The sequence below is a fragment of the Streptomyces sp. NPDC042364 genome (assembly GCF_056437585.1).
Genome location: NZ_JBWKAJ010000025.1, coordinates 60864 through 73924, shown reverse-complemented (window position 1 = coordinate 73924; position 13061 = coordinate 60864). Strand labels below are relative to the sequence as shown.

The 13061-nt window shown below is 72.2% G+C and carries 14 protein-coding genes; 10 read left to right on the top strand and 4 right to left on the bottom strand.

Annotated elements, in window-relative coordinates; genetic code table 11:
• Window positions 1-72 precede the first annotated feature (72 nt).
• From AC067N_RS33890 to AC067N_RS33875, 4 genes are all read left to right on the top strand, one after another.
• A complete protein-coding gene (locus AC067N_RS33890) occupies window positions 73-486 on the top strand; it encodes a TlpA family protein disulfide reductase (protein ID WP_478682762.1) in 414 nt (137 codons plus the stop codon).
• 203 nt (window positions 487-689) lie between these two features.
• On the top strand, window positions 690-1199 hold the full coding sequence (locus AC067N_RS33885; protein ID WP_478682761.1) for a flavin reductase family protein: 510 nt from the start codon (window positions 690-692) through the stop codon (window positions 1197-1199).
• Between the two features lie 242 nt (window positions 1200-1441).
• Window positions 1442-2227 carry an electron transfer flavoprotein subunit beta/FixA family protein gene (locus AC067N_RS33880; RefSeq protein WP_478682760.1) on the top strand — a complete coding sequence of 262 codons (786 nt, stop codon included), beginning with the start codon at window positions 1442-1444 and terminating at the stop codon, window positions 2225-2227.
• 96 nt (window positions 2228-2323) lie between these two features.
• A complete protein-coding gene (locus AC067N_RS33875) occupies window positions 2324-3286 on the top strand; it encodes an electron transfer flavoprotein subunit alpha/FixB family protein (protein WP_478682759.1) in 963 nt (320 codons plus the stop codon).
• Window positions 3287-3342: 56 nt separating this feature from the next.
• On the opposite strand, the gene AC067N_RS33870 is transcribed toward AC067N_RS33875, so the two are convergent.
• Window positions 3343-4248, bottom strand: coding sequence for an endonuclease/exonuclease/phosphatase family protein (locus AC067N_RS33870; RefSeq protein ID WP_478682758.1), 906 nt, complete (start codon window positions 4246-4248; stop codon window positions 3343-3345).
• 188 nt (window positions 4249-4436) lie between these two features.
• On the opposite strand from AC067N_RS33870, the gene AC067N_RS33865 reads away from it, so the two are divergent.
• The 3 genes from AC067N_RS33865 (at window position 4437) to AC067N_RS33855 (ending at window position 6500) form a co-directional block, all read left to right on the top strand.
• Window positions 4437-5741, top strand: a complete 1305-nt coding sequence (locus AC067N_RS33865) for a DUF6986 family protein (RefSeq protein ID WP_478682801.1) — start codon at window positions 4437-4439, stop codon at window positions 5739-5741.
• A 110-nt stretch (window positions 5742-5851) separates the two neighbouring features.
• Window positions 5852-6010: a hypothetical protein gene (locus tag AC067N_RS33860; protein ID WP_478682757.1), complete on the top strand. Its 159-nt coding sequence runs from the start codon at window positions 5852-5854 to the stop codon at window positions 6008-6010.
• A complete protein-coding gene (locus AC067N_RS33855; protein WP_478682756.1) occupies window positions 5937-6500 on the top strand; it encodes a hypothetical protein in 564 nt (187 codons plus the stop codon). Before AC067N_RS33860 ends, AC067N_RS33855 begins: the two co-directional genes overlap by 74 nt.
• Here AC067N_RS33855 and AC067N_RS33850 read toward each other — a convergent pair.
• Together AC067N_RS33850 and AC067N_RS33845 are read right to left on the bottom strand one after the other, a co-directional pair.
• On the bottom strand, window positions 6446-7282 hold the full coding sequence (locus AC067N_RS33850) for a hypothetical protein (RefSeq protein ID WP_478682755.1): 837 nt from the start codon (window positions 7280-7282) through the stop codon (window positions 6446-6448). The two genes, AC067N_RS33855 and AC067N_RS33850, sit on opposite strands and share 55 nt — an antisense overlap.
• 3 nt (window positions 7283-7285) lie before the next feature.
• Complete coding sequence (locus AC067N_RS33845; RefSeq protein WP_478682754.1) at window positions 7286-8335, bottom strand: LacI family DNA-binding transcriptional regulator; 1050 nt, start codon at window positions 8333-8335, stop codon at window positions 7286-7288.
• A gap of 464 nt (window positions 8336-8799) precedes the next feature.
• Here AC067N_RS33845 and AC067N_RS33840 point away from each other — a divergent pair, with 464 nt between their 5' ends.
• The 3 genes from AC067N_RS33840 to AC067N_RS33830 all read left to right on the top strand — a co-directional run bounded on the left by AC067N_RS33840 (window position 8800) and on the right by AC067N_RS33830 (window position 11395).
• Complete coding sequence (locus tag AC067N_RS33840) at window positions 8800-9732, top strand: ROK family protein (protein WP_478682753.1); 933 nt, start codon at window positions 8800-8802, stop codon at window positions 9730-9732.
• Window positions 9733-9944: 212 nt separating this feature from the next.
• Entirely contained in the window at window positions 9945-10190 is a 246-nt protein-coding gene (locus AC067N_RS33835; RefSeq protein WP_478682752.1) for a hypothetical protein, read from the top strand.
• 167 nt (window positions 10191-10357) lie between these two features.
• The gene (locus AC067N_RS33830; protein ID WP_478682751.1) at window positions 10358-11395 is read left to right on the top strand and encodes an NUDIX hydrolase; all 1038 of its coding nucleotides are present in this window, start codon (window positions 10358-10360) and stop codon (window positions 11393-11395) included.
• Window positions 11396-11643: 248 nt separating this feature from the next.
• On the opposite strand, the gene AC067N_RS33825 is transcribed toward AC067N_RS33830, so the two are convergent.
• The gene (locus AC067N_RS33825) at window positions 11644-12999 is read right to left on the bottom strand and encodes a M20/M25/M40 family metallo-hydrolase (protein WP_478682750.1); all 1356 of its coding nucleotides are present in this window, start codon (window positions 12997-12999) and stop codon (window positions 11644-11646) included.
• Between the last annotated feature and the right edge of the window lie 62 nt (window positions 13000-13061).

Here is a 13061-nt window from a genome sequence, read left to right as displayed (position 1 = left end):
TCAAGCATTCCGCAAGCCAATCTCTTCGGGGAGCCGGGAATCTTTGCGGTCTCATGAACGCTGAAGCACCCTGTGACCGGACTGGTGGTGTGCGTACTGGTGCTTGCCGCGGCGAGCGCCTACGGAGTGCTGCAACGGCGGCGGAGCGGGAGAGTGGGCGTGCGCGTACGGGACGGCGGGAAGCGGCTCGACGCCGCCGAGTTGGGGGAGGGGCTCGGTGAACGGGCCACGCTCGTCCAGTTCTCCAGCGCCTTCTGCGCCCCCTGCCGGGCCACCCGCACGGTGCTGGCCGAGGTCGCCGCGATGGTCCCGGGCGTCGCCCATGTGGAGATCGACGCCGAGCAACACCTCGACCTGGTGCGCCGACTGGACATCCTCAGGACCCCGACCGTGCTCGTCCTGGACGCGGACGGCCGGATCGTGCGGCGGGCCGCGGGGCAGCCGCGCAAGGCGGACGTGATCGCCGCGCTCGGCGAAGCCGTGTGAGGTGAGTCCCTGTGACGCACCTCCCGGATGACGGGACGCACTTGACTGTACGCGTCACATATCGCCAGTCTGGCGGCATGCCCCGGGAACTCCTTCTCTTCGAGCGTGTCCATGTGGACCTGGTCCGCACGGCGAGTTCGCGCTGTCCAGGTTGCTGAGCAGCCACGGACCCGCTCGTCGACTCGATCCGAAGGACACCTCCCATGACGGCCACCTCCGGCCTCGGTCTTCCCCAGCTCGCCTCTCCCGACCTCCTGCGCTCCGTCTTCCGGCGGCACGCCGCGGGTGTCGCCGTGATCACCGCCCAGGGCGTCACGGGCCCCGTCGGTTTCACCGCCACCTCCCTCACCTCGGTCTCCGCCGAGCCTCCACTGCTCTCCTTCGGTATCGGCACCGGCGCCTCCAGCTGGCCGGCGATCGCCGAGGCGGAGTACGTGGGCGTGCACATACTCGGCGAGCACCAGCAGGAGCTGGCCGCCACCTTCGCCCGCAGCGGCGCCGACCGGTTCGGGGCGCCCACCGGATGGCGTAGCGGCCCGGAGGGGGTTCCCGTCCTCGACGACGTGCTCGCCTGGCTGGTGTGCCGGGTGGTGGGCCGCGTCCCGGCGGGCGACCACCGGATCGTCCTCGCCGAGGTCGCCCTCGGTGACCCGTCCGGGGCGGGGCGGCCGCTGCTCTACCACCAGGGACGCTTCAGCGGCCTCCGCGACTGATCCGCGCGAGCGAACCGGGGCGCGTGATGCGCCCCGCTTCCCGGCCGATTACACAGGGTTGCCTACCTCACAGTTCAAAGCGCTTGCTTAGCGGGGATGAGATGCGGGACGGTAGGTGTCGTACTGGCGAGTAATATTCCGACCGGAGCGCAGGTCGCCCCGATCGGGATCGGCCGCTTCAGGCGCCTATGCTGCCTCCATAGCAGGCAGCCCAGAAATGACGATGCAGTAGGAGAGCCGGCGTGAGCTTGAGGATCGTTGTCACTGTGAAGTACGTGCCCGACGCCACTGGCGACCGGCACTTCGCCGATGACCTGACCGTCGACCGTGACGACGTGGACGGTCTGCTCTCCGAGCTGGACGAGTACGCCGTCGAGCAGGCGCTGCAGATCGCCGAGGACGCCGACGACGCCGAGATCACCGTGCTGACCGTGGGCCCGGAGGACGCCAAGGACGCGCTGCGCAAGGCGCTGTCGATGGGCGCGGACAAGGCGATCCACGTCGAGGACGACGACCTGCACGGCACCGACGCCATCGGCACCTCCCTGGTGCTGGCCAAGGCGATCGAGAAGGCCGGCTACGACCTGGTGATCTCCGGTATGGCCTCCACCGACGGCACCATGGGCGTCGTCCCGGCCCTGCTGGCCGAGCGTCTGGGCGTGCCGCAGGTGACCCTGCTGTCCGAGGTGTCCGTCGAGGACGGCGTGGTCAAGGGCCGCCGTGACGGCGACGCCGCCTCGGAGCAGCTGGAGGCGTCCCTGCCGGCCGTGGTCTCCGTGACCGACCAGTCGGGCGAGGCGCGTTACCCGTCGTTCAAGGGCATCATGGCGGCCAAGAAGAAGCCGGTGGAGTCCTGGGACCTCTCCGACCTCGACCTGGAGGCCGAGCAGGTCGGTCTGGAGGGCGCCTGGACGGCCGTCGACTCCGCGGCCGAGCGTCCCGCGCGTACCGCCGGCACGATCGTGAAGGACGAGGGCGAGGGCGGCAAGCAGCTCGCTGAGTTCCTCGCGGGCCAGAAGTTCATCTAAGGCCCCCGTGGCCCCGCCCGGGCCCGTTGACCCGGCCGAGGCCCAACTCCCTTACGCCCCCTCAGACTTCGTAATTCCGCTAGGAGAACCATTCCCATGGCTGAAGTTCTCGTCTACGTCGACCACGTGGACGGTGCCGTCCGCAAGCCCACCCTGGAGCTGCTGACCCTGGCCCGCCGCATCGGCGAGCCCGTCGCCGTCGCCCTGGGTGCCGGTGCCGCCGACACCGCCGCCGCGCTCGCCGAGCACGGCGCGGTCAAGGTCCTCACGCACGACGCCGCCGAGTACGCCGACTACCTGGTCGTACCGAAGGTCGACGCCCTCCAGGCCGCCGTCGCCGCCGTCTCCCCGGCCGCCGTGCTGGTGCCGTCCTCCGCGGAGGGCAAGGAGATCGCCGCCCGCCTCGCGCTGCGCATCGGCTCCGGCATCATCACCGACGCCGTCGACCTGGAGGCCGGCGACGAGGGCCCGGTCGCGACGCAGTCGGTGTTCGCCGCGTCCTTCACCACCAAGTCCCGTGTCTCCAAGGGCACGCCGGTCATCACCGTCAAGCCGAACTCGGCCGCGGTGGAGGCCGCCCCGGCCGCCGGTGCGGTCGAGGCGTTGGACGTCACCTTCTCCGCGCAGGCCACCGGCACCAAGGTCACCGGCCGCACCCCGCGTGAGTCGACCGGCCGTCCGGAGCTGACCGAGGCCGCGATCGTGGTCTCCGGTGGCCGTGGCGTCAACGGCGCGGAGAACTTCGCGCTGATCGAGGCCCTCGCCGACTCCCTCGGTGCGGCCGTCGGCGCCTCGCGCGCCGCCGTGGACGCCGGCTGGTACCCGCACACCAACCAGGTCGGCCAGACCGGCAAGTCCGTCTCGCCGCAGCTGTACATCGCCTCCGGCATCTCCGGCGCGATCCAGCACCGTGCCGGCATGCAGACCTCGAAGACCATCGTCGCGATCAACAAGGACGCCGAGGCCCCGATCTTCGACCTCGTCGACTACGGCGTGGTCGGCGACCTCTTCGACGTCGTCCCGCAGCTCACCGAGGAGATCAAGGTCCGCAAGGGCTGAGTCTCCCGGCGCTGACAGGCCCCCGCGACCGCGCGAACGGTCGCGGGGGCCTCTGCTCATCCCAGGGTCAGCGAGGCCTGCACCGGCAGATGGTCGCTCGGGTACAGCCCGTCCACCGAGAAGGTGTTCATCGCGGCCCAGTTGGTGGTCACGCCGGGCGAGGTGAGGATCCAGTCGATCCGCCGGCCGTCCGGTCTGAGGCCCCGGTAGCCGTGGTAGGTGGCATACGCCTCGCTGCGCGAGGCCGCCGCGTCCCAGGCGTCCACGAGCCCGATGTCCAGCATCCGGTCGTACACCCGGTTGTCGTGGGCGGCCGCGTTGAAGTCGCCGGTGACGATGACCGGCGACGACCGGTCCCACCCGGCGATCGTCTTGCCGATGAGCCCGACCGACCGCTCGCGGGCGTACTGGCTGACGCTGTCCAGATGGGTGTTGAGGGCGTAGAACTCCCGCCCCCCGTCGGCGAGATCGGCGAAGCGGACCCAGGTCACCATGCGCAGCCAGTCCGCGCCCCAGGTGTTGGACGCGATGGTGTAGGGGGTGTCCGACAGCCAGAAGTGGTCGAACTCGATCGGTTCGAGTCGGCGGGTGTCATAGAAGATCGCCATGAACTCGTCCTTGCTGCCGCCCCCGCGACCGGTGCCTATCCAGTCGTAGTGCCCGCCGAGATCCTTCTCGATCATGCGCAGCTGCTGGTAGAGGCCCTCCTGGGTGCCGATGAGGTGGGGCCGCTCACGGCGCAGCAGCTCACGCATCACCGGGCGGCGGACCGACCAGCGGGGCGTCCGGTCGACTACGGTCGCGAAGCGCACGTTGAACGTCATGACGTTCAACGCGCCCGCGTACTCGCCGGCGGAGGCGGGCTGTGTGGAGCCCGCCGTGGTGAGCAAAGGTGCGGCGATGGCGGCCGCCGCCGCGGACTTGAGTCCCTGGCGGCGTGTCACTCCGGCCTCGTTCGGCACGCGATCTCCTCCCCTTGGGAGTCAGGATGAAGCTTGCCTGATGAATACGGAAGAAGGCGGTGGGATGACGGTGACCAGGGAGAAGCATGGGGAATCCCACTCCGGGACGGTGTTGACCGGGGCGAAGATCCATCGTTAGGTTCGTCATGCGGACTGCTGATTCCGTGGAGCGGAAAGTGGAGGTCGGAATGGGGAAGGGCCGGCAGGAGGACGCGGCGACGAGTCTCGGCGGCGCCGTCAGCGAGGAGGTCGGCGCCTTCCTCGCCCCCGTCGACGCGGAACTGGAGCGCCGCTACCCCGGCGACCCCGGCACCCGCCAGCCGGTGCACACCGTCTACGTCCCCGGTGACGTGTTCGCGGCCGACACCATCCGCACCTGGGGCGACCGGGCCCTCGCCGCCCTCGACGAGCACGCCCCGGACGCCGCCTCCTTCGCCGCCGTCCTCGGCCTGCCCGGCCACCTCGCCGGGCCCGTGTACGACCGCGTCCGCACCAAGCTGGAGCGCGAGCCGATCGAGGACCTCCGCGTCGACTTCGAGGACGGCTACGGACCACGCCCCGACGCCGAGGAGGACGAGGCCGCCGCCCGCGCCGCCCGGCTCGTCGCGGACGCCTGCGCGAAGGGCACGGCCGCCCCGTACATGGGCATCCGCATGAAATGCATGGAGGCGCCGGTGCGCGACCGGGGCATCCGCACCCTCGACATCTTCCTCACCGGCCTGCTGGAGGCCGGCGGCCTGCCCGACGGTCTGGTCCTGACCCTGCCCAAGGTGACGTACGCCGAGCAGGTCACCGCCATGGTCCGCCTGCTGGAGGCCTTCGAGGAGGCGCGCGGCCTCCCGCCCGGCCGCATCGGGTTCGAGATCCAGATCGAGACCAGCCAGGCCATCCTCGCCGCCGACGGCACCGCCACCGTCGCCCGAATGATCGGCGCCGCCCAGGGCCGCGCCACCGGACTGCACTACGGCACCTTCGACTACAGCGCCTGCCTCGGCGTCTCCGCCGCCCACCAGGCGAGCGACCACCCCGCGGCCGACCACGCCAAAGCGATCATGCAGGTCGCCGCGGCCGGCACCGGCGTACGCGTCTGCGACGGCTCCACCAACGTCCTTCCGGTCGGGACGACGGAGAAGGTCCACGACGCCTGGCGCCTCCACTACGGCCTCACCCGCCGCGCGCTGGCCCGCGCCTACTACCAGGGCTGGGACATGCACCCCGGCCACATCCCGACCCGCTACGCGGCCGTCTTCGCCTTCTACCGCGAGGGGTACGAACAGGCCGCCGCCCGTCTGTCCCGCTACGCCCACCGCGTGGGCGGCGACGTCATGGACGAACCCGCCACCGCCAAGGCCCTCAGCGGTTACCTGCTGCGCGGTCTCGACTGCGGTGCCCTCGACATCGACGAGGTGTCCGGGGCGACCGGGCTGACCCGCGCCGAACTGGAGGGTTTCGCCGCGCCCCGCCGAGCGGACCTCGCCACTTCCGGCCACTGACCCGGCCGGTGGCGCAACGGTCCTGCGACAGCCTTCGCCGCAGGCCCGAGCCGGGGCCGAAGCACCGTAGGCTGTACGCCCATTGACACGTTCACAGGAACGGGGCACAGGTGTCTTCGGGGGCGAACGAACAGGGGGACGGTGCCGGACGGCTGCTCGCCGGGCGGTACCGGATCGTGCGGCAGCTCGGACGCGGTGGGATGGGCGTCGTCTGGCGGGCCGTGGACGAGGTGCTCCACCGCGAGGTCGCCCTCAAGGAACTGCGCTGAGAGCCCCGGCCGGGGCGCGGTCGACCTCTCCGACGACCCCGAGGGCAAGGAGAAGGACGACGAGAAGGCCGCGGATCCGAGCGAGAAACCCGAGGCGGGAAACGACAAGGAGAGCGAGCCGTCCGACTCCCCGTCGAAGAACGGCGGCGGTACGACGGACAGCTCGGACACCGCGGGTGGTTCCACCGGCGGCGACGCGACCGAGGACCCGGTCTGCCACCCGATCGGCGGCGGCAGGTACAACTGCACCGTCTGGGCCACCGCCAAGTCCCACACCGCCGCCGGCGCCGAGGTCGGCGTCCTCAACGCGGGCACCAACTACTTCTACTGCCAGCGCGACCTCGGCCGCCGCGAGACCTCCGGCCGGTGGACCAACGTCTGGTGGGCCAAGACCGACGACGACAGCGGCAACACCGACGTGTTCGTCAGCGTCGTCTACATCAAGGGCGGCGACAACGACGCCCCGGTGCCCGGCCTCCCGCTCTGCTGAGACTCCGGCCACGACCGCGCCCCGGTACGCGGCCGCACGTACCGCTCCAGACCGGAGACCGTCGTCCACCTCATCTCGTCGAACACCTGCCGCCCCCGGGCGCACAGGGCGCGGTCGCCGCGCGCCCGCGCGCAGAACTCGTCGGGAGTCGTGCCGAACAGCTCGCGCAACTCGACCGATGCCTGCAGGAGTTCGGTGATGAGCGGGCGCTGCCGGCCGGGATGGGGGCGCGGTCCGGGACCGCCGTTCCGCAGGACGCCCCACCGGTTGACGTAGATCCACGCGGTGTCCAGGGACTCGCCCGACTCCAGTTCGACGCGGAAGTCGGCGGCGGGCAGGGCGGCCCGGCGGAAGTTCCCCGTCGGTGAGTCGGCGCCCTCACTGGTGTCGATCACGGCGAGTTGTGCCTCGTCGAGCCAGATGACGAACAGGTCGCAGGTGGAGCCGGGCGAGCGGAACGGCGACGCGGACAGGTAGCCGAGCAGGCTGACATGGGCGGAGACACCGATCCCGATGCCCGTCACCCTGGCCTTGACCATGGGCACACGGCACTCCACACCGTGCTCCGCCATCTTGTGCACCAGTTGGGCGGGAGAGGCGTTGGAGCCGACCGAGAGCACGGGGACACGGTCCTCGAAGCGCAACGTGTCCAGGGGGATCAAGCGGTTGCCGTCCAGGAGCGCGGACTCCCCGGGCCAGGCGCCCGGATAGCTCAACGGGTCCTCGCGGGGCGCCACGTCGAGGCCGAGCGCCTCCAGGGTGCGGGGGTCGGTGGAAGCCACGGCTCAGTCCGCGGGGGGCAGTTCGCCCGAGCCGCGGGCGATCAACCGGGTCGGGAGCTCGATGCGCTCCGGGGCGACGAGGGAGCCGTCCAGCTGCTGGAAGAGCCGTTCGGCGGCGGTCCGGCCCATCCGGGCGGGGTCCTGGGCGATCACCGTGATTCCCGGCTGGAGCAGATCGGCCAGTTCGAAGTCGTCGAACCCGACGAGGGCGACCCGCCGGGAGTGCTGGGCGAGGACCCGTACGACCGTCACCGTGACCCGGTTGTTGCCCGCGAAGAGCGCCGTCACCGGGGCAGGTCCGGACAGCATCCCCTCGGTCGCGCTGCGCACCCGTTCGGGGTCGGTGACGCCCAGGGACATCCAGCCGTCCTCGACCGGTATGCCCGCGTCCTCCATGGCCGCCCGGTAACCGCGCAGCCGCTCGGCGGCCGTGTGGATGCGGGGCATGTCGCCGATGAACCCGATCCGGCGGTGCCCGTGCGCGATGAGGTGGGCGACACCGTCACGGGCGCCGCCGAAACTGTCCGCCAGCACGACGTCGGCGTCGATCCGCCCGGCCGGACGGTCCACGAACACCGTGGCGACACCCGCCCTGATCTCGGGCTCCAGATAGCGGTGGTCGTCACCGGCCGGGATGATCACCAGCCCGTCGACACGGCGCGCGCACAGCGCCAGCGCCAGCTCCTGCTCCCGGTCCGGGTCCTCGGCGCTGGATCCGTTGATGAGCAGTGAGCCGTGGGCGCGGGAGACCTCCTCCACCGCCCGGCTGAGCGGGCCGTAGAACGGGTCGGCCAGGTCCTCCAGGACCAGGCCGATGCTCGCCGTACGGCCCTTGCGCAGCACCCGCGCGCTGTCGTTGCGCCGGAAGCCGAGCGCGTCGATCGCCTCCTGCACCCGGCGCTCGGTGTCCGGGGTGACGCCCGGCTCGCCGTTCACCACCCGGGAGACGGTCTTCAGACCCACCCCGGCCCGGGCGGCGACGTCCTTCATCGTCGGGCGGTTCCCGTAGCGGTTCTCCGGCCGACGGGCGATGCTGCGGGCGGTCTCGGGCACTCTGCGCTGTCCTGTCCTGTCGTCCCCGTGCGCGGCCGGTGGTGCCGTGTCCCGTGGTCCACGTGCCGTCATGGCCACGGGTGCCGTGGTACCCGGGTCCGGGCGAGTCCTCACCGGTCGGTGGGCACCCGTCTCGCGGCCCCGGCGTCGGTCACCGGCTGTGCTGTCCTGAGGTGGTGTCGGTGGTCACAAGCCCGCGGTCCCCGGCTTTCGTCGGTGCTCACCCGAGTCGGGCCCGCGGTGTCATGGGCGGTGCGTCTCTGCTGTGTGCGGCTGTTGAGGATGTGGCGTCGAGCATAGAGCCTGGACAACGTTGTCACGGCCGGGGGAGACTGTCTATCGCATTCTCTGGCCGGCGCCCCCCACCAGGCGAGCGTCGTACCGCCCGTATTTCCGGCCGGAGATCCGGGCGCAGCTGGATCCGGGTGCCCGGGAGGAGACTCGGAGCGGGAGAACTGACACTGATGCAGACCGACCTCGTGGCCGCGCTCGACATAGGCGGCACCAAGATCGCCGGGGCGCTGGTGGACGGCCACGGCCGGATCCTGGTGCGCGCGCAGCGCCCGACGCCCGCGCAGGAGGACGGTGACACCGTGATGCGGGCCGTCGAGGAGGTCCTCGGTGAGCTGAGCGCAGCCCCGCAGTGGGGCGCCGCCACGGTCGTGGGGATCGGCAGCGCGGGCCCGGTGGACGCCTCCGCCGGCACGGTGAGCCCCGTCAACGTCCCCGGTTGGCGGGGGTTCCCGCTGGTCGACCGGGTGCGGACGGCGACCGGAGGGCTTCCCGTGGAGCTGATCGGCGACGGGGTGGCCATCACCGCCGCCGAGCACTGGCAGGGCGCCGCACGCGGCCATGACAACGCGCTGTGCATGGTGGTGTCGACGGGGGTCGGCGGCGGCCTCGTCCTCGGCGGCCGACTGCACGCCGGTCCCACCGGCAACGCCGGTCACATCGGGCACATCAGCGTGGATCTCGACGGCGACCCCTGCCCGTGCGGTGCCCGCGGCTGTGTCGAGCGGATGGCGAGCGGCCCCAACATCGCGCGCCGAGCCCTGGAGAACGGCTGGCGGCCGGGGCCCGACGGTGACGTCTCCGCCGCCGCGGTCGCTGCCGCGGCCCGCCTGGGCGACCCCGTCGCCGTGGCCTCCTTCGACCGCGCCGCACAGGCCCTCGCGGCCGGTATCGCCGCCACCGCCACCCTCGTCGAGATCGACATCGCCGTCATCGGCGGCGGCGTCGCGGGCGCCGGCGACGTCCTGTTCGCCCCTCTCCGCGCCGCCCTCAAGGACTACGCGACCCTGTCGTTCGTCCAGCACCTGACCGTCGCACCGGCCGAGACGGGTACGGACGCGGGCCTGGTGGGAGCGGCCGCGGCGGCGCTGACGCTGGGGCGGTGACGCGGGGCCCCGCGGTGCCGGCGACCGGCCGGGGCGCCGGTGGCCGGGGTGGCGTCGGCACGGGAGCCGGTACCTTGACACACCGGGTTCGGCCGGGCGACGGCGACGGCCGGGGTGAAGTATCCGGCGGGTGCCAGGGCGGGTCGTGCGTCCGGTGAGGCGAAACGCGAACGGGCCGTGACCCGGCACCGGCTTCCCCCGTTGAGGGGGGCATGAAGAAGCGCAGCATGCTTGCCATCGCCTCCCTCGCCACCGGTTTCGTCGTCGCGGCCATCACGCCGTCGCACGGTCTCGACGCCGCGGACACCCTCGGCAAGGCCGACGGGCTGAGTAAACTGGACGTCGAGGGAACTCTCGACTCGGTCGGCCGGACGGTCACCGACGAAGGCCCGGCGGTCGGCGCGGACGCCCTGGGCGGCACCCCGGGCCCGCAGGGCGGGGCCGGCGAGACACGCTGACGCCCGCCGTCGACATCGGCGGCTGCTCCCCTCCGCCTCATACGGCATGGTGGCGGGTTCCCCTTCGCCGGGAACCCGCCACCATGTATTTCGCCTCCTCATCAGCGGCTGGTTTCCGTGGCGTAGTGGAGGGCAAGCCTCAGGGGGTCAACAGAAGAGGGGGAACCGTGATCGTCTGGATCAACGGTGCGTTCGGTGCGGGGAAGACCACCACCGCACGGGAACTGATCGACCTGATCCCGAACAGCACGCTCTTCGACCCCGAGGTCATCGGCGGCGCACTGACGCACATGTTGCCGGCCAAGCGCCTCGCCGAGGTCGGCGACTTCCAGGACCTGCCGAGCTGGCGACGGCTGGTGGTCGACACCGCGGCCGCGCTGCTCGCCGAGCTGGGCGGCACCCTCGTGGTCCCCATGACCCTGCTCCGCCAGGAGTACCGCGACGAGATCTTCGGCGGCCTCGCCGCCCGCCGCATCCCCGTGCGGCATCTGCTCCTGGCACCGGCCGAAACGATACTGCGGGAGCGAATAGCAGGGCGGGACATACCGCCGGACCTCCCCGACGGCGAGATGCGTATGCGTCAATGGGCGTACGACCACATCGCGCCCTACCGCGCCGCCCTCGGCGGCTGGCTCACCGCCGACGCCCACCCCGTCGACACGAGCGCCCTCACCCCGTACGAGACCGCACGGCGCATCGCCGACGCCGTACGCGACGGGAACGTACCCGTGTGCGACATCGTGCAGACCCCGGAGCCGACCGCGGAGACCGTGGCCGCGGGGGTCCTGATGTTCGACGACGACGACCGGGTCCTGCTCGTCGACCCGACCTACAAGCCCGGCTGGGAGTTCCCCGGCGGTGTCGTGGAGCCCGGCGAGGCACCGGCCCGCGCGGGCATGCGCGAGGTCGTCGAGGAGACCGGCATACGCCTCGACGACGTACCCCGGCTGCTCGTCGTCGACTGGGAGTCACCCTCACCCCCCGGATACGGCGGACTGCGCCTCCTCTTCGACGGCGGCCGCCTCGACGCGGCAGGGTCCCAGCGGCCCGTACTGCCCGGCCCCGAGCTGCGCGACTGGCGCTTCGTCACGGAGGAGGAGGCCGCGGACCTGCTGCCGCCGGTCCGCTACGAACGCCTGCGCTGGGCCCTGCGGGCCCGGGAGCGGGGCGCCGCGCTGTACCTGGAGGCGGGGGCGCCCGTCTGACGCCGTCCGCCGCGTCCCGGGGACGGCGGAGCGCCTCGGGACGGGACGGGCCGGTCACGCCCGCACGGCGGAGCGGTGGCTGACCTCGCTGCGGGGGAGCGGCGGCCGACAACTCCCGCGTCCCTGACGTGGCTGCCGCGGCCAGCCGCCCTTGAGGGGGCCGCCACGATGCCGCGCCCCCGGCGGCGCCGTCCCGGTGCGGTAAGGCCCCGGTGGGCGCCCTACCGCACCGGGGGCGCTCCGGTCGCTCAGCCCGCCGCGTAGTTCCGGAGGAACAGCGCCTCCGTCACCGCCATGCGCTCCAGCTCGTCCGGGGACACGCTCTCGTTGACCGCGTGGATCCGCGCCTCGGGCTCGCTGAGGCCGATGAGGAGGATCTCGGCCCGCGGGTAGAGGGCGGCGAGGGTGTTGCACAGCGGGATCGAGCCGCCGTGGCCCGCGTACTGCATTTCCTGGCCCGGGTACGCGACGGCCATGGCCGCGGCCATCGCAGCGTAGGCGGGGCTGGACGTGTCGGCGCGGAACGCCTGGCCGTGGCCGATCGGCTCGCAGCTCACCCGGGCGCCCCAGGGGGTGTGCGCCACGAGATGGGCCTCCAGCAGCTTCATCGCCTCCTGGACGTCCACGCCCGGCGGGACGCGCAGCCCGACCAGCGCACGGGCGCTCGCCTGGATCGACGGGGTCGCCCCGACCACCGGCGGGGCGTCGATGCCGAGCACCGTGGCGGCGGGGCGCGCCCAGATCCGGTCGGCGACCGTGCCGGAGCCGACCAGCTCCACACCGTCGAGCACCTTGGCGTCCTCACGGAACCGCTCGTCGTCGTACTGCAGACCGTCCCAGGTGCCGTCGCCCGCGAGCCCGTCGACGGTCGTGGTGCCGTCGGCGGCGCGCAGCGAGTCCAGGACGCGGATCAGCGCCGCCAGCGCGTCGGGCGCCGCGCCGCCGAACTGACCGGAGTGCAGGTTGCCCTCCAGGGCGTCGATCCGCACCCGCATGAGGATCATGCCGCGCAGCGACGCGGTGACCGTCGGCAGCCCGGCACGGAAGTTGCCGGCGTCGCCGATGACCACGGTGTCCGCCGCGAGCAGCTCGGGGTGCTGTTCCGCGTACTGCTGGAGACCGCCGGTGCCCATCTCCTCCGAGCCCTCGGCGATCAGCTTGACGGTGACGGGGACGCCGCCGTTCGCCTTGAGCGCGCGCAGCGCCAGCAGATGCATGATCACGCCGCCCTTGCAGTCGGCGGCACCGCGCCCGTACCAGCGCCCGTCCCGCTCGGTCAGTTTGAACGGCGGGGATACCCAGGCGGCCTCGTCCAGCGGCGGCTGCACGTCGTAGTGCGCGTAGAGCAGGACGGTCTTCGCGCCCTCCGGCCCCGGCAGGCAGCCGTACACGGACTGGGTGCCGTCGGGGGTGTCGAGCAGGGCCACGTCCTGGAAGCCCTCGGCGCGCAGCGCGTCCGCGACCCAGTTCGCGGCGCCCTCGCTCTCGCTCCTCGGGAACTGGTCGAAGTCCGCCACCGACTTGAAGGCCACCAACTCGGTGAGCTCCTCCTTCGCCCTGGGCATCAGCGAGGCGACGGTCTCGGCGACCGGGTTCGACGACATGGGCACGCTCCTCGTGGGTGCGACGTTGTGCTTCTGTGGGTGTGCGTGCGTACGCGCGGACC

What these genes read in the sequence shown, in the direction of transcription:
- AC067N_RS33835 (WP_478682752.1), top strand. Translation starts at nt 9,945, where the DNA reads ATGAAGAAGCGCAGCATGCTTGCCATCGCCTCCCTCGCCACCGGTTTC.
- AC067N_RS33865 (WP_478682801.1), top strand. Translation starts at nt 4,437, where the DNA reads ATGGGGAAGGGCCGGCAGGAGGACGCGGCGACGAGTCTCGGCGGCGCC.
- AC067N_RS33825 (WP_478682750.1), bottom strand. Translation starts at nt 12,999, where the DNA reads ATGTCGTCGAACCCGGTCGCCGAGACCGTCGCCTCGCTGATGCCCAGG.
- AC067N_RS33875 (WP_478682759.1), top strand. Translation starts at nt 2,324, where the DNA reads ATGGCTGAAGTTCTCGTCTACGTCGACCACGTGGACGGTGCCGTCCGC.
- AC067N_RS33885 (WP_478682761.1), top strand. Translation starts at nt 690, where the DNA reads ATGACGGCCACCTCCGGCCTCGGTCTTCCCCAGCTCGCCTCTCCCGAC.
- AC067N_RS33840 (WP_478682753.1), top strand. Translation starts at nt 8,800, where the DNA reads ATGCAGACCGACCTCGTGGCCGCGCTCGACATAGGCGGCACCAAGATC.